The following is a 15366-nucleotide window of genomic DNA, read 5'->3' on the forward strand; positions in this document are numbered from 1 at the left end:
TGGAGCAGAGCGCGTGCGCCACGGCAGCGGTCGCGCCGACGGGTTCTGCAAGTTGTGCGGTGCGCAGGCTGCAATTCGGGACTTGAACCGAGGCTCGCTTGTGGACTTATGTCGTTTCGATCCGGTTCGAATCGGAGCTCTTGGTGAGGGAGGTTTTCATGATATCGCGTCGCTCTGTTGCACTTGCGCTCACGATTGCACTGCTGTCCGGTCCGGCATGGTCGGCCTCCGGCAACGCGGTCAAGACGTTCGATACCGACAATGACGGCACCCTCGATCTTGCCGAGGTGAAGAAGGCGGCGGCGGCGTTGTTCGCCAAGCTCGATCCCGATCACGACGGCACGCTCGACGCCCGCGAATTGCGCGGACGGTTAACAGCGAAAGAACTCGCCGCCGCCGATCCCGATCGCGACGGGACTCTCACGCTCGACGAATATCTCTCGGTGGTGGAGCAGCGCTTCAACGCGGCGAATCCCGACAAGGATGGAACGCTGGATGCGAAGGAGCTGAACTCGCGCGCCGGTCGCGCGCTGCTGCGCTTGTTGCGGTGAGAACCGCGCCGCTTGACTGGGAGCGAAGGCGAGTTGCCCGAGAGAGAAATTTGCAAGCGCGATGCGACAGTTCGCTGTGTCAACGGTGCGATTCCAGACTTGCGCTGTGGCTGACGCAGCCCTAGGTTTTCGCCGGCGCGATGTCGCGCTCAATCCCTTGGGAGTCCCCGAATGGCCTGGAAAGCTCCGAAGATCGTGGAAGTGCCGGTCGGCATGGAAATCAACATGTACGCCTGCGCTTTGCGCAAGTAAGACCACAAGTAAGACTGACGACCTGCCGCGGCTTCGATGGCAACCACCGTCGAAGCCGTGGTAGTGTCGGGGATGCGCGCGAGAGCCCTTACATTCTGGACCATAGCCGCCTGCACCGTCGCGCTCGCGCCGGCATGCGTCCGCGCCGAAGAGGGCTTCGATACCGAACACATCTTCGGCTTCATGATCGGTACCGATGTCGGCAATCCCGGCGAGCGCGAATTCCAGACTCAGACGACAGGCCGATTCGGCAAAGGAGGCGGGACCTATCGCGCCCTCTCGCAGGAGGTCGAGATCGAGATCGTGCCGCTGCCGAACTTTCGCATCGAGGTCGGCGGCACTGCCACGCTGCACGACATCACCGGCGTTCCCGATCTCGGCGACCGCCGCCAGTTCAATTTCCAGGGCGCCTCGCTCGACCTGCGCTATCGCCTGCTCGATCGCGAGCGCGCGCCATTCGGGTTGACCGTCGCCGCCGAACTCCATGGCGACCGCATCGACGAGACTTCTGGAGCAAAAGGGCGGATGTACGGTACCGATTTCACGCTCGCCTTCGATCGCGAGCTGATCCCGAACTTCGCCATCGGGGCGCTCAACCTGATCTATCAACCCGAATGGGCGCGTTTCGAGATGGCGGGACTCTCCGAAAAGAGTTCGACCATCGGCGCGGCCTTCGCCGGCCTGGTGCGCGTGCGGCCCGATGTGCTGCTCGGCGGCGAGGTGCGCTACTTCCGGCAGTACGAAGGCATCGGCCTCGGCGAGTTCGCAGGACAGGCGCTTTTCGTCGGTCCGACCGCTTATTTCCAGCTTTCCGAGCGCTCGCGCCTGACCATGAGCTGGAGCATGCAGGCATGGGGCCGGCCGGCCGGATCGGGCGGCAATCTCGACCTCGTCAATTTCGAGCGCCACCAGGCAAGGCTGGTCTTTGGAGTTAATTTCTAGCGCTCGGGGAGAGTTGACAGGCAATTCCCGCTTTATTTCGGGCGGCCGGATTGAAACTTCCCGCTCATCGGAACGTAATCTTTTGTGCTAACTTCATCGCCTCTGCGAGGATCCCGGCATGAACCCGATCGACCTGGTGGTGACTGTGTGTGCGTTGCTCTCGCCTGCGACCTGCGAGGAGCAGCATCTGGTGTTCAACTATGCGGGGTCGCCGACGCAATGCGCGATGGCTGCCCCGCCCTATATCGCGCAATGGGTTGGCGACCATCCGAAGTGGCAGGCAGTGCGGTGGCGCTGCGAATATCCTCACCCGAACGACAAAGCGTGAGTCGCCGGCGTTATTTCGTGCAGTCCTTCAGATCCTTGTCGGCGATCGAGAACACCGCATCCGCCTTGATCTCGATGTCGCGCACGATGCATTGCCGCGCATTGGGATAGCTGACCCTGGCGTCGTAGCGGCCGGGCTCGACGCCGGTGATGCGCAGCCGCTCGTCGTGGTCGACCTCCTTGTCTTTGTCGTTCAGGCACTGGTTCGGCCCCCACTCGGTCTTCCCGGCCGGGGAGAGCTGGAAGCCGGAGATCGTCTCCGTCGTCAGATTCCAGAGCCGGATACCCTTGCCCTTGGCCTGGGCGAGCGCCGCGCCCGGCATCGCAACCAACAGGATGCCGATCGCAATCAGCGTACGCCGCATGATGACCCTCCCGCGAAGACGTCGTTGGTCCAATTGACCATGAGTTCTCATTGCGATTCAAGCTGCAACGCCGCGAGCTCGGCCCTGATCTTGCCGAGTTCGGCCTCGCTGCGCTCCGCGCGCGGGACGGCAATCGGCACCTCGCGCACGATGCGCGCCGGTCGCGGCGACAGCAAGAACAGGCGGTCGCCGAGCCGGATCGCGTCATCCAGGCTGTGGGTGACGAGCAACGTCATCACCGGACGGCGCGCCACCAGCGTCGCGATCTCGTCGCGCAAACGGCCGGCGAGTGCGTCGTCGAGCGAGGCGAGGGGCTCGTCGAGCACGAGCAGGTCAGGCTCGACGGCAAAGGCGCGAGCGAGCGCGACGCGCCGGGCGAGGCCAAGCGACAGCTCGCCTGGAAAATGACTGCGATGCGCGTCCAGCTCCAGGATCCTGAACAGCTCGGCGAGCTTGGCGTCGGTGACATCGGGTGCCGCAAGCCGCACATTCTGCTCGACCGAGCGCCATGGCAGCAGCCGCGGCTCCTGGAAAACCATGCCGATCCGCGCTTCCGGCGGGCGCGAGACGCGTCCCTCGAAATCGCGGTCGAGGCCGAGGATAATGCGCAGCATCGTGCTCTTGCCGCAGCCGGACGGTCCGATCAGCACGCCGACCTCGCCGGATTGAAGCGCGAAGCTGACCGGCGCGAGCACCTCCTGCGTCCCGCCCGCGGCACTCTTGAACCTCTTGCCTGTGATATCGACCTCAAGCCGCACGGGGGCGCCATCGTGTTGCGCGGGCTTCGAACGGTTGCACCAGCGCGGTCTCGATCACGAGCACGACGGCGGCGAAGGTTAGCGAATAGGCCAGCAGCCGCGGCGTGTCGAACAGCTGGAAGGCGACGCCGATCTCGAAGCCGACGCCGTTCGGTCGCCCCAGGAGTTCGGCGACCAGCACGATCTTCCACACCAGCGACAATCCGGAGCGGGCTGAGGCTGCGATATAGGGCGCCAGTTGCGGCAGCAGGACGTGGCGGAAGGCGCGCCAGCGCGGCATCGCGAACACGCTCGCCATCTCGTCGAGCGAGCGGTCGAGCGCGCGCGCGCCCTCGCGCAGGGTGACGATGGCGGTCGGCAGCTTGTTGATGGCGATCGCCGCGATCGCTGCGGCTTCGGTGAGCCCGGCCCAAATATAGGCCAGCACGATCACGACCAGCGCGGGCAGGTTCAGGAGCAGGATCAGCCAGGGATCGCCGAGCCGGTCGGCAAGCTTCACCCGTCCCATCAGATAGCCGATGGCGCTGCCGAGTGACATCGCCAGCACGAAGGCGAGGCTTACGCGGGCGAGCGTGGCGCCGAGATGCAGGAACAGGGCGCCGCTCGATGCTTCCGCGATGACGACGTCGAGCACGGCGGGCGGGGAGGGCAGCTTTGCGGCGCCGACGAAGAGGGCGGCAATCCACCAGATCGCGAGCAACAGGGCAAACGACAGAAGACGCAGCACCTCAGTCTCCGGCAACTGCGTGATAGAACGTGCCGGGATCGAGCTCGGCGGCCGGGCCCACGAGGTCGCGGCCGCCGGTTTCGGCCAGCACGCGGTAGAGCACGCGCGCGTCCTTTTCTTCGTCATCGATGCTCCGGCGCGGAATGCCGTCGCGATAGCGCTCGCGATAAGTCTTGAGCAGGGTGGCATCGCTCGTGCCGGTGAGCGGTGCGATCTTGTCCCAGGCGGCATCGGAGGTCACCAGCAGCTGCTTGGCCTTGCGGGTCATCGCGATGAAGCGCGCCACCGCATCGCGATGACTTGCCGCCCAGGTTTCGTCGAAGACATAGCCGACTGCGGAGACCGCGCCCTTGGCGCCGAGTTTCGGCAATATGTCCTCGATACCGGCAAGGCGTCTAAAACCCTTGGCCTCCAGCTGTGCGCAGAAATTCCAGAAATTGAGGCTCGCATCCATCTCGCCGTCGAGCGCCTTGGCGGCGAGCAGAGGCGGAGCACCATAGACGATGGTCGCCTCCGATTTCAGGTCGATGCCGTCCTGCTTCATGCGCGCCTGGAGCAGCAGCCAGCTCTTGTCGATGGGACCGCCGCCGACGGCGAGCTTGCGGCCCTTCAAATCGGCGAGCGACTTGATCGGCGAGGAGGCCGGCACCATCACCGCGCCGAGCGCGCTGGAATAGGGATAGAAGGTGAGCTTGGCGCCAAGCGTGCGCTCGCGAGACACCCACAGCCAGTCGGACAGGATGATGTCGGCATTGCCGGCGCGCAGCGCGATCTTGCCGGCCTCGGGGCTCGCAAGCTCGGCGACGTCGAGCGACAGGTCGGCCTCCTTGTCGAGGCCGTTGGCGCGGATCGCGGCCAGCTCCCAGGAGAATGTTCCGGTCTTCTGCACCGCAAGGCGAATCGTATCCGCGGCGCGGCCGGGCCCGGTTAGCGTCAGCGCCAGCGCCACCGCGAGCGCCAATGATCCACCAAATGTTCTCATCACCTTGTGAGCCGTTTCCTCTGACAGAAGTGCTTTTCAGGACAATACGCATAGCATAGCTTCCGTCGCAACCAGCGGGAGGACGCTCATGAATCTGGCCGGACAGCTACGACCGATTGTCGCCGCATTGGCGGTGTGGGCTGCGACCGCGCTCGCCGCGCAGGCTGAACAGGCCAATGATTATCCGACGTCGGCGCGTGCCGAGTATGTCTATGGCTGCATGAAGGCGAATGGCGAGAGCCGGCAGGCGATCGAACAATGTTCCTGCTCGATCGACGTGGTGGCCTCGATCGTGTCCTATGAGCGCTACGTTACCGCAGAAACCGCGCTCAGCATGTCCCAGGTCCGCGGCAATCTCGGCGTCCAGTTCCGGACCTCGGAGCAGGCGAACTCGGCCGTGAATGATTTGAGGCGTGCCCAGGCGGAAGCCGAGGTGAGGTGTTTCTGACCGCTTGGTTGTACGACCACCGTATTCGTCATGCCCGGGCTTGTCCCCGGGCATCCACGTCTTGGCGGCACCTAAGATCGTGGATGGCCGGGACAAGCCCGGCCATGACGACCGGGAGCCTCACGTCCCCGGCTTCTCCACGTCCCACTCGTTCCGGAACACGTGTCCGTCCGTGTCCTTGGCTTCCGCGCGAAAACGCTTGGCGCCGTTGGATACATAGGTGAAGCGCAGATTTGGATCTTCCGAGATCGAGATGCCGCCTTCCATCGACAGCACGGGGCTGTCGTCCTGCGTCAGCTTGAGCTGGTTGATGAAGAAGGCGGGAATGTAGAGCTGTGTGACCTGGTCCATCTGCAGGCCGGAATTGTTGGGATGGCCGATCATGATCTGCGCTTCCCGCATGCGGCTCGCCGGGGCCTCCTGGCGCGCGAATTGGCGGTAGCGCATCTGGCCGAGCCGGTTCTGGGCCTCCTCGGCATTCTTCCCTGCTGGTGCCGAGCAGCCGCCGGAGGCCTTCACATAGACTTTCGAGACATAGAGCTGGCCATCGCTGAGCTCGGCCACCGCATGAACGTCGGTGTAATTGTTGACGCGCACGCGGGTCGAGATTTCAGTGATGTTGGCATCCGGTCCGAGCTCGAACTTCGCCGCCATCGGCGCGGGATTACGATCGATCACCAGCGTGATCGAACGGATGCGGCGGGCATCGCCGGGCGAGAGCTTGCTGCGCAGGGTCACCGGCACGATGGCCGCGTCTTCGGCACGATACGGCATCTCGATTCCAATGACATTGCCGCCGTCATTCATCGGACGGTTGCTGAAGATGTCCTGCACCAGGCCCGGCCAGGGATCGTAAGCCTCTTCCGCCTGCGCCGGCACGGCGAATGCAATGCCGAGGAGCAGGGCGATCAGAGGCAGTCGGCGCGTGCATCCCGTCATGGTCATGGTCCCGCGGACGAAGCAACGTTTCACGCATCGTAGCGCGTCCGCTACTCCCATTCAATTTCCGAAAATGCTGCGGTTGCGTTGCGGGCGTTGTAGTCGTCGAACAGCTCCCAGTGCGGCCGTTCCGAGGCGGCGGCCTTGTCTGCAGCGGTTCGGATCCGTTCGCCCTTCTTGTTCGACGCCCGGATGTCCGCCAGCAGTGCCGTCAGATAGCGCCGTTCATCGGTCAGCGCGGCAGGCCATTCACTCACAGGTCCGTGACCGGGAACGACGCGCTGCGCCGGAATGCTCTCGAGTTCCGCGAGGATGCGAAGCCAGCCGCGAATGCTGCCGTCCATCACCGGAATATGGCGGAGGAAGATGAGGTCGCCAGTGAACAGCGTCTTCGTCATCTCATCGAACACGGTCAGGTCATTGTCGCTGTGCCCGGCCGGCCAGGCCCGCAGGGTCAGGCGGCGCGCACCGAGATCGAGCATCAGGGTGTCCGTGACGAGCATTGTGGGCGGCACGATTTTCACGGGAGATATCAATTCGTCGCCCATGATGCGCCTAAAATTGTCGAGATAGTACGGCCCACGGGCAGCGAGCGCCCGCGGCAGTCGGCTGTGACCGACGAAAATGGTGTCCCCGGCGACGAAAGCCGCATTGCCGAAAACATGGTCGGGATGGCCGTGGGTATTGATGACGTAGCGGATCGGCTTGCTGGTGCGGGCCCGCACCGCCGCCAGCAGCGCCTCGCCCTCGCGAACGCTACCGCCGGTATCAATCACGGCCACCGCATCTTCGCCCACGATGAAGCCGACATTGGCGATGTCGCCCTCGTTCTCGCGGGTCATCAGGGCGATGGTCCCGGAGTGTACGAAGATTCCCGGCGCGACTTCGCTCACAGGCAATTCGGCCGCTGCGGCGCATGCTAGCGTCGCTGTTACCAGGGACAAGGCTGCGATCACGAGAGCGATGCGAGACACTTTTCAGCCTCAGTTCAAAGGTTGCGCGCATTGCACTGCAACAAAGAAAGCCAGCACAAAGTCTGGCAAAACATGGCGCGTCATGCGTTGCATGGCTAGCATTCAAACAAGCCTAGGAGGAAGCGCGATGACGGAGGCCGGACGACATCGTCGCTGGTTGCTTTCACTGAGTATCCTGGTTGCGTCTTGCGCGTTCGGCGACGTCGCCATAGCGCAGACCAACGAGACGGGTGACCTCTCGTTCGAGTTGGTCGACCCCAAGGTGCTGCGCGTCTGTTCCGACCCGCGCAATCTGCCGTTCTCGAATGAGAAGGGCGAGGGGTTCGAGAACAAGCTTGCCGAGCTGTTTGCGGACAAGCTCCAGAAGAAGCTCGACTATGTCTTTTTTCCGCAAGCCACCGGCTTCGTGCGCATGACGCTCGGCTCGCATCGCTGCGACGTCATCATGGGTTTTCCCCAAGGCGACGACCTCGTGCAAGGCACCAATCCCTATTACCGCACGAGCTATGCCTTGGTCGCGAAAACAGGCAGCGGGCTGGAGGAGGTCGACACGCTCGAGGATGCCAGGCTGAAGGGCAAGCATGTCGGCATCGTCGCCGGCACGCCGCCTGCGACCAACATGGCCATGGCGGGACTGATGGGTGATGCAAAGCCCTATCCGCTGATGATCGACACGCGCTACGACAATTCGGCGCAGGCAATGATCGATGATCTCACGGCGGGCAAGATCGACGCCGGCGTGCTGTGGGGACCGATGGCAGGGTTCTACGCGAAGAAGGCGGGCTCGCTTCATGTCACGCCGCTGGTGAAGGAAACCACCGGGCCAAAACTGGTCTATCGCATCGGCATGGGCGTGCGTGGCGCCGACCAGAACTGGAAGCGGCAGCTCAACAAGTTGATCCAGGAGAACCAGGGCGAGATCAACAAGATCCTGCTCGACTTCGGCGTGCCGCTGCTGGACGAGAACGATCGGCCGCTCGGCGCGGAGACGGCCAAGAAGGCACCATGAGGCAGACGCCATGAGGCGGCACCTTGCCGCCGGGCTGGTCGCCGCCGTGCTGGTGGCGCAGGTCGTTGCGCAGCAGCAGGAGCCGTTCGAGCCCGAGGGCTATCGCACCGACAACTACCGCGCGCCCGTGCCGGCGACGCTCGGCGGCGCGCGCGTGCTGTCGACGTCAGAAGCCGAGGCGATCTGGCACGCGAAGAGCGGCGCCTTCATCGACGTGCTGCCGCGCGCGCCGAAGCCGAAGAACCTTCCCGCGGTTACCGTTTGGCGCGAGGCGCCGCGCAAAAATATTCCGGGCAGCATCTGGCTGCCGGATACCGGCTACGGCACGCTGCCGCCCGCCATGGACGACTATTTCCAGCGCGGCCTGGCGCGTGCATCACACGGCGATAAGACCGCGCTGCTCGTGATCTATTGCCTGGCCGATTGCTGGATGTCCTGGAACGCCGCCAAGCGCGCGCACGCGTATGGCTACTCCAACATCGCCTGGTATCCCGATGGCACCGACGGCTGGGAGCGTGCAAAGCTTCCGACCGCGGAGGCGCAGCCCGAGCCGCGGCCGGAGCAGTAGGCAAGAGATCGTCATGCCTGGGCTTGTCCCGGGCATCCACGATCTTGGTGCCTCGTGGCTGTGCGTGGATGGCCGGGACAAGCCCGGCCATGACGCCCTGTCGCACGTGGGAAGAGGCGAGGAAAAGCTTACTGCTTCTGCAACTTCGTCAGCGTGCCCGTCCCGTTATTGTCGGTCGCAGAGTAGCTCACCCTGTCGCCGGCGTGGACGGCGTCGAGCATCGCGGCATCCTTGGCCTTATACTCCTGGAGCGCGCCGGCGCCACCTGCGCTGCCGCCGACTGTGCCCTTCTGCGTCTGCTGGATCAAAATCGTGCTGTTGAGCCGATCTATCCGGGTGACCATTCCGGTCAGATCGTCAGCGAATGCGCTGCTTGCGAGCATGCTGATGGCTGCAGCGCCTGCGAGGATGAATTTCGTGGTTCCCATCGAGGCCTCCCGATGCCTTGGATTACCCGTCGACAAGACATCCTAGACCGATTTGGTTCCGGCATATAGCACGGCGGCAGGTTAATGATCGCCATGGAGGCGCGGGAACCGGCCGCAAGCGGTCAATGAGGCTGACTCTATTCCATTTCCTGCTGGATCACGCGTCCAAGCGCAAACAGCCGCTGGTCGATGGTGGTGGGAACCTCGCAGACGAATCGCACCACCTTGTGGCGGTCCTCGAAAATGCGAGTCTTCCAGATCAGCTCGTTGCTGAGCGCATCGACCTTAGCCTCGTCGCGCGGCGTGGCGCCTTGGAGCGCCTGAAGCTGGACGCTCTCCTCGCGGATCTTGTCGGCGGCTTCGCGCTGCTTGCGGCTGACGCGTTCCAGCCCGCTCATGACCTGCGAGCGCTGAGCGTTGAGCGTGTCGAACAGGCCTGCGAACAGCAGTTTTGCGTTCGTGGTCTTGTCGGCCGCGGAGCCCGCCAAAAACTCCTTCACCAACTTCTCGCCCTCGTCCAGCGGCGTCTTGCGTGCCGACAGTTTGGCGACCAGCGCGCTGACCTTGGCGTCGTCCTTCCATTTGTTCTGCACGTCGTCGAGCGGAGGACCAGCCCATACGGCGGCGAGCGAAATTTCCGGCACTTTGGCCTGAGTGCAGGGCCAATCCGGATAGCGCGGATCGGCCGCGCGTGCCGCCGTGCTCGCGGCTGCGAGCATCAGAGCGGCCATGGCCAGAACCCGAACCGTCATCCTTCGCCTCCCGCAGGCCCCCGTCGCGCCAGCCCGCGCGAGGGATCATAGGCCAGAATCGCGCCGATCATGAAGACGATTGTGCAGGTCGCGACCACCGCCAGCGAGATCCAGTTGATCTGTCCGTACAGCGCGAAGCGGATCAGCTCGACCGCATGGGTGAACGGATTGGCCTCGCAAACATAGTAGAGATATGGGCTGCCCTCCTGCACCCGCCAGAGCGGGTAGAGTGCCGATGAAGCGAAGAACATCGGGAAAATGACAAAATTCATCACGCCGGCAAAGTTCTCCAGCTGCTTGATGCCGGAGGAGATCAGCATGCCGAGCGAGCCCAGCATCAGTCCGGACAGGATCAGTGCCGGCAGCACGGTGAGATAGCCTGACAGAGGAGGGGTGATGTCCCAGAACCAGGCGATCAGCAGGAACGCATAGACCTGGAGCAGCGACACCGCGGTGCCCGCGAGCAGCTTGCAGAACAACAGGTAGCCGCGCGGCAGTGGGCTCACCAGCAGCGTGCGCATGTTCCCCATCTCACGGTCATAGACCATCGAGAGCGAGGACTGCATGCCGTTGAAGAGCTGGATCATGGCCATCAGCCCCGGCGCGATGAACACCTCGTAGAGGATGTAGGTCTCGTAGGGCGGGATGATGGAGATGCCGAGCACTTGGCGGAAACCGGCGGCGAAGATGAACAGCCAGACCAGCGGCCGCACCAGCGCCGAGACGAACCGCTCGCGCTGGTGCAGGAAGCGCAGTCCCTCGCGCCAGACAATGCCCGTGAGGCAGGTCATGTATTCGGCGGCCGAGAAGCCGCGCTGCGCCTCGCGCGTGGTGATGCTGCTCATGCGCCGCCGCCCGGCAGGGTCTGCGCGCCGGTCAGGCGCATGAAGGCGGTGTTGACGTCCTGCGCGCCGGCTTCCGCGACGACGCGGCTCATCGGTCCCTGCGCCAGCACCTTGCCCTGATGCAGCACCACGAGATCGTCACCGGCCATGATTTCGTCGAACAGATGCGTGGCCCAGAGTACGCCGATGCCTTGCTCGCTCACGAGCTGGCGCACATGGCTGATGATGTCGGCGCGCGCCTTGACGTCGAGGCCGACGGTCGGCTCGTCCAGCAAGAGCAGGCGCGGCCGGTGCAGCAGCGCCCGGGCGATCTCCAGCCGCCGCATCTGCCCGCCCGAGAGATCGCGCACCTTGCTGCCGGCGCGCTCGGTAAGCCCGATGCGATCGAGCAGCTCGGCGGCTCGAGCGCCGGCTTCGCGGCGGCTGATGCCGTGGAGTGCGGCGTGATAGAGCAGGTTTTGCGTCAGCGACAGGTCGAGATCGAGCGTGCGCGGCTGGAACACGACGCCGAGCAACCGCAGCGCTTCGCCGGGACTCTTGCTGATGTCATGGCCGAAAATGCCGACGCGGCCGGACTGGATGCCGAACAGGCGCGTGATCAGCGAGAACAGCGTGCTCTTGCCCGCCCCGTTGAGGCCAAGCAGGGCCGTGAAGCTCGCGGGCTGCACGTTGAAGGACACGTCCATCAGCGCGCGGCGCGGTCCATAGGCGTGGCTGACGTCGTCGATCGATAGCGCGGGCACGGTCGCCGGATCGGGCCTTGGTGTTTCGCGTTGTTCGGCGATGGGAACAGGGATGGTCATGGCGCGATCGTGATACCCCAGGGCAGTTCGCCCACTTGAATGGTCTTGATCACCTTTTGCGCGGCGACGTCGATGACGGAGACGTCGTTCGAGACGCCATTGGTGGTGAGCAGAAATTTTTCGTCCGGCGTGAATGCCATGTGCCAGACCCGCTGTCCCACCAGCAGATATTTCGTCACCTTGCGCGAGGCGGTATCGACCACGGCGACGCGATTGGCGGGACCGAGCGCGATGAAGGCGGTCTTGTCGTCCCGGGTCATGCCGATGCCAACGGGCTGGATCGCCTCTTTCCTCAACCCCGGAATCTCGAAATTGATCTTGCCGGTCACCTCGTGCTTTCCGGGGTCGATGATCGAGACGGTGCCGCCGATCTCCGAGGACACCCACAATTCGGAAGCGTCGTGCTTGAATTCGGCAAAGCGCGGCCGCGCGTCGACCAGCACGTTGGCGACGATCTGGCGCGACGACGTGTCGATGAAATGCGCCATGTTGGTGGTCTCGGACGTGTTGATCAGCGTCTTGCCGTCCGGGCTGATGGTCATGCCCTCGGGCTCGACACCGACCTGGATGTCGCCAAGGCGGGCGCGCTTCTCGAGGTCGATCACGGTCACTGTGTTGTCGTTCTCGTTGGCGACATAGAGGACCTTGCCGGCGGCATCCTGGGCGAACAATTCAGGGTCGGGCCCGGAGGGCAGGCTGTCCACCACGGTTTGCGTCTTCGCGTCGATCATCTGGATGGTGTCGTCGTCGCCGACCGCGACCATCACGAACTTGCCGTCGCGCGTGAAGTCGATGCCGCGCGGGCGCTGGCCGACCTTGATGGTTTTGGTCACCGTCCAGCTATCGGTATCGATCACCGACACCGTGTTGCTCTTCTCGTTCGAGACATAGGCGATGAACGCATGCGCCGGCGCCGCCGCCAGCGCTAGTCCGGACAGCAATCCAACGCGCCACAAGCGCAACATCTTCTTCCTCACTTCAGCTTGCATTTGCTCTCCGGGCGGTCATAGCCGAGCGTGTCGAGCTCGGAGACCTGGTGCAGGAAACCTTCTTGCGGCGACACCGACACCACCATGCGGCCATCGACCAGCAGGATCGGCTGGCGCAGCTGCAGGTTCCAGTCGCGCAAGGTCAGCTTCGTGCCCTTGAAGGCGGCGACCGAGAACTCCGGGCCCTTGATGAAATCGGTGACCTTCTTGACGTCGCCGGAATTGGTGCGCGACGTGGCCTCTCCGATCATGCGCACGGCGGTCCACGCCTGCATGTCGAGCGCAGTCATCCGCCGCGCGTTGAGCTTGACGAAGCGGTTCTGCATCTGGATCGCGCCCCACTGGTCCTGCGCAGCGTCCCAGCTCCGCGGCACGAGGCCGGCCGAGCCCGCGACAGGCCGTGGATCCCAGGTGCGATAGGGCAGGTAGGCGCCGAACACCTCGCTCTCGTCAGCGGCGACCAGTACATCATAGGCCGGAGCTTGTTGCGTGAACACCGGCATCTGCCGCTGGATCAGCGTCACGCCGGAGTCCGTGCGGCGCGCGCCGCCTTTGTCTTCGAAGCTGCGCTCCTGCACGATCTTGGCGCCGAACCGCGTCGCGGTGCGCCGGAGCGCATCGGCGAACAGTCTGTCCTCGTCATGCGAGCCAACCACGAGCAGCCAGCGCTTCCATTGCTTCCACATTAGATACTGACCGAGCGCATCGGCCAGCATTGCGCGCGTCGGCGCGGTGTGGATGACGTTGGCACGGCAATCGGCCTCGCGCAGCCGCTCGTCGATCGCGCCGGCGTTGAACAGCAACGTGCCGCGCTCGCGCAGGGCGTCGGCGACCTTCAGCAGCGTGTCGGCCGGCAGGTCGGCGATGATGAAGCCGTTGCGTGCGGCGAGCTCTGTCGCGGCCTGCACGGCATCTTCGCCCTCCTTGATACGACGCTCCTCCAGCGCAAATCGCTGGTTGAGGAATTTGCCGGTGGTGTTGTTGTCCTCGATGGCCAGGCGTGCGCCGGCGACGCCGTCATTCTCCACGGGCTGCTCGACCAGCGACAGCGTTGATCTGGTGCCGGCGATTCCGAGATAGCCGACGCCGATCATGACAGGGTCGGCTGCGAGCGCACTCGTCGCAGCAAAACCCAGGCCGATCAGGCCGACCAACCATCGGATCATGTTTCCTCCAGATGTTCTCCCCGGCTTGACCGCCGATGGAGAATTGTCTCTGCTAAAGCATGACCGATTTGTCAGGGCATGCAACCCCGCATTTCGTCCTCACGCCGCCACGCCGGGAATCACGATCATGCGAGCGCTGATATGTTTCGCCGCTTTGCTGTTGACGGGCTCGGCCGCATTCGCCGACCCGCCGAAACTCGCGGTGTTCGATTTCGAACTGATCGACACCAGCCTGCCTGGCGAGTTCTACGGCTCCAAGCCCGAGGAAGCGCGGCTCGACCTCATCAGCGAGCAGTTGCGCAAGGCACTGGTTGAGTCAGGCAGGTTCCAGCTGCTCGATATCGCGCCGGTCCGGGACGCGGCCCGTCACGCCAATCTGCAGGCCTGCGGCGGCTGCGACCTCAAGCTTGCCGGGCAGCTGGGTGCCGATTTGGAAATCACCGGCATGGTGCAGAAGGTCTCGAACCTGATCATCAATCTGAACATCTACCTGCGCGACGTGAAGACCGGAAACATGATCACGGCCGCGAGCGCCGACATGCGCGGCAACACGGATGAATCCTGGACGCGCACGATGAGCTATCTGATCCGCAACCGCTTGCTGGCGCCGAACTACGGCAAGCCGTGAGGGAGATATTTACCCCTTCAATCGCTCCGCATGCCAGTGCAGGTGATCGCCCATGAAGGTCGAGATGAAATAATAGCTGTGGTCGTATCCCGCCTGCCGCCGCAGCGTCAGCGGAATGTTGGCCTTGGCACAGGCCGCCTGCAGCAATTCAGGACGAAGCTGCTCTTTCAAAAAGTTATCGGCCTCGCCGACGTCGACGAGGAAGCCTGAAAACTTCGCGCCGTCCTCGATCAGCGCCACCGTGTCGTGGCTGCGCCAAATGTCCTTGTTCGGCCCGAGATAGCCGGTCAACGCCTTGATGCCCCAGGGCACGAGCGACGGCGCCACGATCGGCGCAAAGGCGCTGGCCGCGCGAAAACGGTGCGGGTTGCGCAGCGCGACCGTCAGCGCGCCATGGCCGCCCATCGAATGGCCCATCACCGATTGGCGCTTCGCATCGACCGGAAAATTTTCCGCCACGAGTTTCGGCAGTTCGTCGGTGACGTAGCTCCACATGCGATAATTGCGTGAAAACGGCGCTTCCGTCGCGTCGACATAGAAGCCGGCGCCAAGACCGAAATCATAGGCATTATTGGCATCGCCGGGCACGTCGGGGCCTCGCGGGCTGGTGTCGGGCGCGACGAAGATCAAGCCGAGCTCGGCGCAGGCTTTGCGGAATTCGCCCTTCTCGGTGACGTTGGCGTGCGTGCAGGTGAGGCCGGAGAGATACCAGACCACAGCCAGCTGGGCGCCCTGTGCGTGCGGGGGAACATAGACCGAGAACGTCATGTCGGTTCCGGTCGCCTGGCTGGCATGGCGATACACGCCCTGCACGCCGCCATAGGATGTATTGGTCGAGACAGTCTGGATCGTCATGCCGTTATGCTCCGTGGCATCAAACCACATCAGGATTGCAACGCTTGTGTGACCGAAT

21 protein-coding genes are annotated in these 15366 nt (G+C 63.9%); 8 read left to right on the top strand and 13 right to left on the bottom strand.

Going from position 1 to position 15366, the window contains the following annotated elements; translation table 11 throughout:
* The first annotated feature begins 158 nt into the window (after nt 1-158).
* From RX329_RS13035 to RX329_RS13050, 4 genes are all read left to right on the top strand, one after another.
* A complete protein-coding gene (locus RX329_RS13035) occupies nt 159-551 on the top strand; it encodes an EF-hand domain-containing protein (RefSeq protein WP_026233996.1) in 393 nt (130 codons plus the stop codon).
* A gap of 171 nt (nt 552-722) precedes the next feature.
* Nucleotides 723-803, top strand: a complete 81-nt coding sequence (pqqA, locus tag RX329_RS13040) for a pyrroloquinoline quinone precursor peptide PqqA (RefSeq protein ID WP_018460299.1) — start codon at nt 723-725, stop codon at nt 801-803.
* 36 nt (nt 804-839) lie between these two features.
* The gene (locus RX329_RS13045; RefSeq protein ID WP_085350565.1) at nt 840-1745 is read left to right on the top strand and encodes a hypothetical protein; all 906 of its coding nucleotides are present in this window, start codon (nt 840-842) and stop codon (nt 1743-1745) included.
* A gap of 118 nt (nt 1746-1863) precedes the next feature.
* Nucleotides 1864-2073 carry a hypothetical protein gene (locus RX329_RS13050; protein WP_007601386.1) on the top strand — a complete coding sequence of 70 codons (210 nt, stop codon included), beginning with the start codon at nt 1864-1866 and terminating at the stop codon, nt 2071-2073.
* Nucleotides 2074-2083: 10 nt separating this feature from the next.
* Here the strand turns inward: RX329_RS13050 and RX329_RS13055 are convergent, their stop codons facing one another.
* From RX329_RS13055 to RX329_RS13070, 4 genes are read right to left on the bottom strand one after another with little or no spacing between them, the layout of a single operon-like run.
* Nucleotides 2084-2437, bottom strand: a complete 354-nt coding sequence (locus tag RX329_RS13055) for a hypothetical protein (protein WP_085350566.1) — start codon at nt 2435-2437, stop codon at nt 2084-2086.
* 47 nt (nt 2438-2484) lie between these two features.
* A complete protein-coding gene (locus RX329_RS13060; protein WP_085350567.1) occupies nt 2485-3195 on the bottom strand; it encodes an ABC transporter ATP-binding protein in 711 nt (236 codons plus the stop codon).
* Nucleotides 3185-3922 carry an ABC transporter permease gene (locus RX329_RS13065; RefSeq protein WP_085350568.1) on the bottom strand — a complete coding sequence of 246 codons (738 nt, stop codon included), beginning with the start codon at nt 3920-3922 and terminating at the stop codon, nt 3185-3187. Before RX329_RS13065 ends, RX329_RS13060 begins: the two co-directional genes overlap by 11 nt.
* 1 nt (nt 3923) lies before the next feature.
* Entirely contained in the window at nt 3924-4904 is a 981-nt protein-coding gene (locus RX329_RS13070; RefSeq protein ID WP_166517627.1) for an ABC transporter substrate-binding protein, read from the bottom strand.
* 88 nt (nt 4905-4992) lie between these two features.
* On the opposite strand from RX329_RS13070, the gene RX329_RS13075 reads away from it, so the two are divergent.
* The gene (locus RX329_RS13075) at nt 4993-5352 is read left to right on the top strand and encodes a hypothetical protein (protein ID WP_018460292.1); all 360 of its coding nucleotides are present in this window, start codon (nt 4993-4995) and stop codon (nt 5350-5352) included.
* Between the two features lie 120 nt (nt 5353-5472).
* On the opposite strand, the gene RX329_RS13080 is transcribed toward RX329_RS13075, so the two are convergent.
* Nucleotides 5473-6291, bottom strand: coding sequence for a quinoprotein dehydrogenase-associated SoxYZ-like carrier (locus RX329_RS13080; RefSeq protein ID WP_085384861.1), 819 nt, complete (start codon nt 6289-6291; stop codon nt 5473-5475).
* Between the two features lie 50 nt (nt 6292-6341).
* Nucleotides 6342-7265, bottom strand: a complete 924-nt coding sequence (locus RX329_RS13085; RefSeq protein WP_085350571.1) for a quinoprotein relay system zinc metallohydrolase 2 — start codon at nt 7263-7265, stop codon at nt 6342-6344.
* A gap of 127 nt (nt 7266-7392) precedes the next feature.
* On the opposite strand from RX329_RS13085, the gene RX329_RS13090 reads away from it, so the two are divergent.
* A complete protein-coding gene (locus RX329_RS13090; protein ID WP_085384841.1) occupies nt 7393-8274 on the top strand; it encodes a substrate-binding domain-containing protein in 882 nt (293 codons plus the stop codon).
* A gap of 10 nt (nt 8275-8284) precedes the next feature.
* Nucleotides 8285-8842, top strand: a complete 558-nt coding sequence (locus tag RX329_RS13095; protein WP_085384840.1) for a PQQ-dependent catabolism-associated CXXCW motif protein — start codon at nt 8285-8287, stop codon at nt 8840-8842.
* Nucleotides 8843-8970: 128 nt separating this feature from the next.
* Here the strand turns inward: RX329_RS13095 and RX329_RS13100 are convergent, their stop codons facing one another.
* The 6 genes from RX329_RS13100 to RX329_RS13125 form a co-directional block, all read right to left on the bottom strand.
* A complete protein-coding gene (locus RX329_RS13100; RefSeq protein WP_085384839.1) occupies nt 8971-9270 on the bottom strand; it encodes a copper-binding protein in 300 nt (99 codons plus the stop codon).
* Between the two features lie 137 nt (nt 9271-9407).
* Nucleotides 9408-10022 (bottom strand): hypothetical protein, encoded by a 615-nt coding sequence (locus tag RX329_RS13105; protein ID WP_026233992.1) that lies wholly within the window; start codon nt 10020-10022, stop codon nt 9408-9410.
* A complete protein-coding gene (locus tag RX329_RS13110; protein ID WP_018460286.1) occupies nt 10019-10867 on the bottom strand; it encodes an ABC transporter permease in 849 nt (282 codons plus the stop codon). The genes RX329_RS13105 and RX329_RS13110 overlap by 4 nt, the downstream gene beginning before the upstream one ends.
* A complete protein-coding gene (locus RX329_RS13115; RefSeq protein ID WP_085384838.1) occupies nt 10864-11670 on the bottom strand; it encodes an ABC transporter ATP-binding protein in 807 nt (268 codons plus the stop codon). Before RX329_RS13115 ends, RX329_RS13110 begins: the two co-directional genes overlap by 4 nt.
* Nucleotides 11667-12659 (bottom strand): YVTN family beta-propeller repeat protein, encoded by a 993-nt coding sequence (locus RX329_RS13120; RefSeq protein ID WP_094183726.1) that lies wholly within the window; start codon nt 12657-12659, stop codon nt 11667-11669. Before RX329_RS13120 ends, RX329_RS13115 begins: the two co-directional genes overlap by 4 nt.
* Nucleotides 12644-13825, bottom strand: coding sequence for an ABC transporter substrate-binding protein (locus RX329_RS13125; RefSeq protein ID WP_085361041.1), 1182 nt, complete (start codon nt 13823-13825; stop codon nt 12644-12646). Before RX329_RS13125 ends, RX329_RS13120 begins: the two co-directional genes overlap by 16 nt.
* 127 nt (nt 13826-13952) lie before the next feature.
* On the opposite strand from RX329_RS13125, the gene RX329_RS13130 reads away from it, so the two are divergent.
* On the top strand, nt 13953-14453 hold the full coding sequence (locus RX329_RS13130; protein ID WP_085350576.1) for a DUF3280 domain-containing protein: 501 nt from the start codon (nt 13953-13955) through the stop codon (nt 14451-14453).
* 9 nt (nt 14454-14462) lie between these two features.
* Here the strand turns inward: RX329_RS13130 and fghA are convergent, their stop codons facing one another.
* Nucleotides 14463-15308: an S-formylglutathione hydrolase gene (fghA, locus tag RX329_RS13135; protein WP_317245906.1), complete on the bottom strand. Its 846-nt coding sequence runs from the start codon at nt 15306-15308 to the stop codon at nt 14463-14465.
* Nucleotides 15309-15366: the final 58 nt, after the last annotated feature.

The sequence above is a fragment of the Bradyrhizobium sp. BWC-3-1 genome (assembly GCF_032917965.1).
GTDB lineage: Bacteria > Pseudomonadota > Alphaproteobacteria > Rhizobiales > Xanthobacteraceae > Bradyrhizobium > Bradyrhizobium canariense_D.

Bases quoted from the DNA above. Each gene is read 5' to 3' on its own strand.
- RX329_RS13035 (WP_026233996.1), top strand. From the start codon at position 159: ATGATATCGCGTCGCTCTGTTGCACTTGCGCTCACGATTGCACTGCTG.
- pqqA (WP_018460299.1), top strand. From the start codon at position 723: ATGGCCTGGAAAGCTCCGAAGATCGTGGAAGTGCCGGTCGGCATGGAA.
- RX329_RS13045 (WP_085350565.1), top strand. From the start codon at position 840: ATGGCAACCACCGTCGAAGCCGTGGTAGTGTCGGGGATGCGCGCGAGA.
- RX329_RS13050 (WP_007601386.1), top strand. From the start codon at position 1,864: ATGAACCCGATCGACCTGGTGGTGACTGTGTGTGCGTTGCTCTCGCCT.
- RX329_RS13055 (WP_085350566.1), bottom strand. From the start codon at position 2,437: ATGCGGCGTACGCTGATTGCGATCGGCATCCTGTTGGTTGCGATGCCG.
- RX329_RS13070 (WP_166517627.1), bottom strand. From the start codon at position 4,904: ATGAGAACATTTGGTGGATCATTGGCGCTCGCGGTGGCGCTGGCGCTG.
- RX329_RS13075 (WP_018460292.1), top strand. From the start codon at position 4,993: ATGAATCTGGCCGGACAGCTACGACCGATTGTCGCCGCATTGGCGGTG.
- RX329_RS13080 (WP_085384861.1), bottom strand. From the start codon at position 6,291: ATGACGGGATGCACGCGCCGACTGCCTCTGATCGCCCTGCTCCTCGGC.
- RX329_RS13090 (WP_085384841.1), top strand. From the start codon at position 7,393: ATGACGGAGGCCGGACGACATCGTCGCTGGTTGCTTTCACTGAGTATC.
- RX329_RS13095 (WP_085384840.1), top strand. From the start codon at position 8,285: ATGAGGCGGCACCTTGCCGCCGGGCTGGTCGCCGCCGTGCTGGTGGCG.
- RX329_RS13100 (WP_085384839.1), bottom strand. From the start codon at position 9,270: ATGGGAACCACGAAATTCATCCTCGCAGGCGCTGCAGCCATCAGCATG.
- RX329_RS13105 (WP_026233992.1), bottom strand. From the start codon at position 10,022: ATGACGGTTCGGGTTCTGGCCATGGCCGCTCTGATGCTCGCAGCCGCG.
- RX329_RS13110 (WP_018460286.1), bottom strand. From the start codon at position 10,867: ATGAGCAGCATCACCACGCGCGAGGCGCAGCGCGGCTTCTCGGCCGCC.
- RX329_RS13115 (WP_085384838.1), bottom strand. From the start codon at position 11,670: ATGACCATCCCTGTTCCCATCGCCGAACAACGCGAAACACCAAGGCCC.
- RX329_RS13120 (WP_094183726.1), bottom strand. From the start codon at position 12,659: ATGCAAGCTGAAGTGAGGAAGAAGATGTTGCGCTTGTGGCGCGTTGGA.
- RX329_RS13125 (WP_085361041.1), bottom strand. From the start codon at position 13,825: ATGATCCGATGGTTGGTCGGCCTGATCGGCCTGGGTTTTGCTGCGACG.
- RX329_RS13130 (WP_085350576.1), top strand. From the start codon at position 13,953: ATGCGAGCGCTGATATGTTTCGCCGCTTTGCTGTTGACGGGCTCGGCC.
- fghA (WP_317245906.1), bottom strand. From the start codon at position 15,308: ATGACGATCCAGACTGTCTCGACCAATACATCCTATGGCGGCGTGCAG.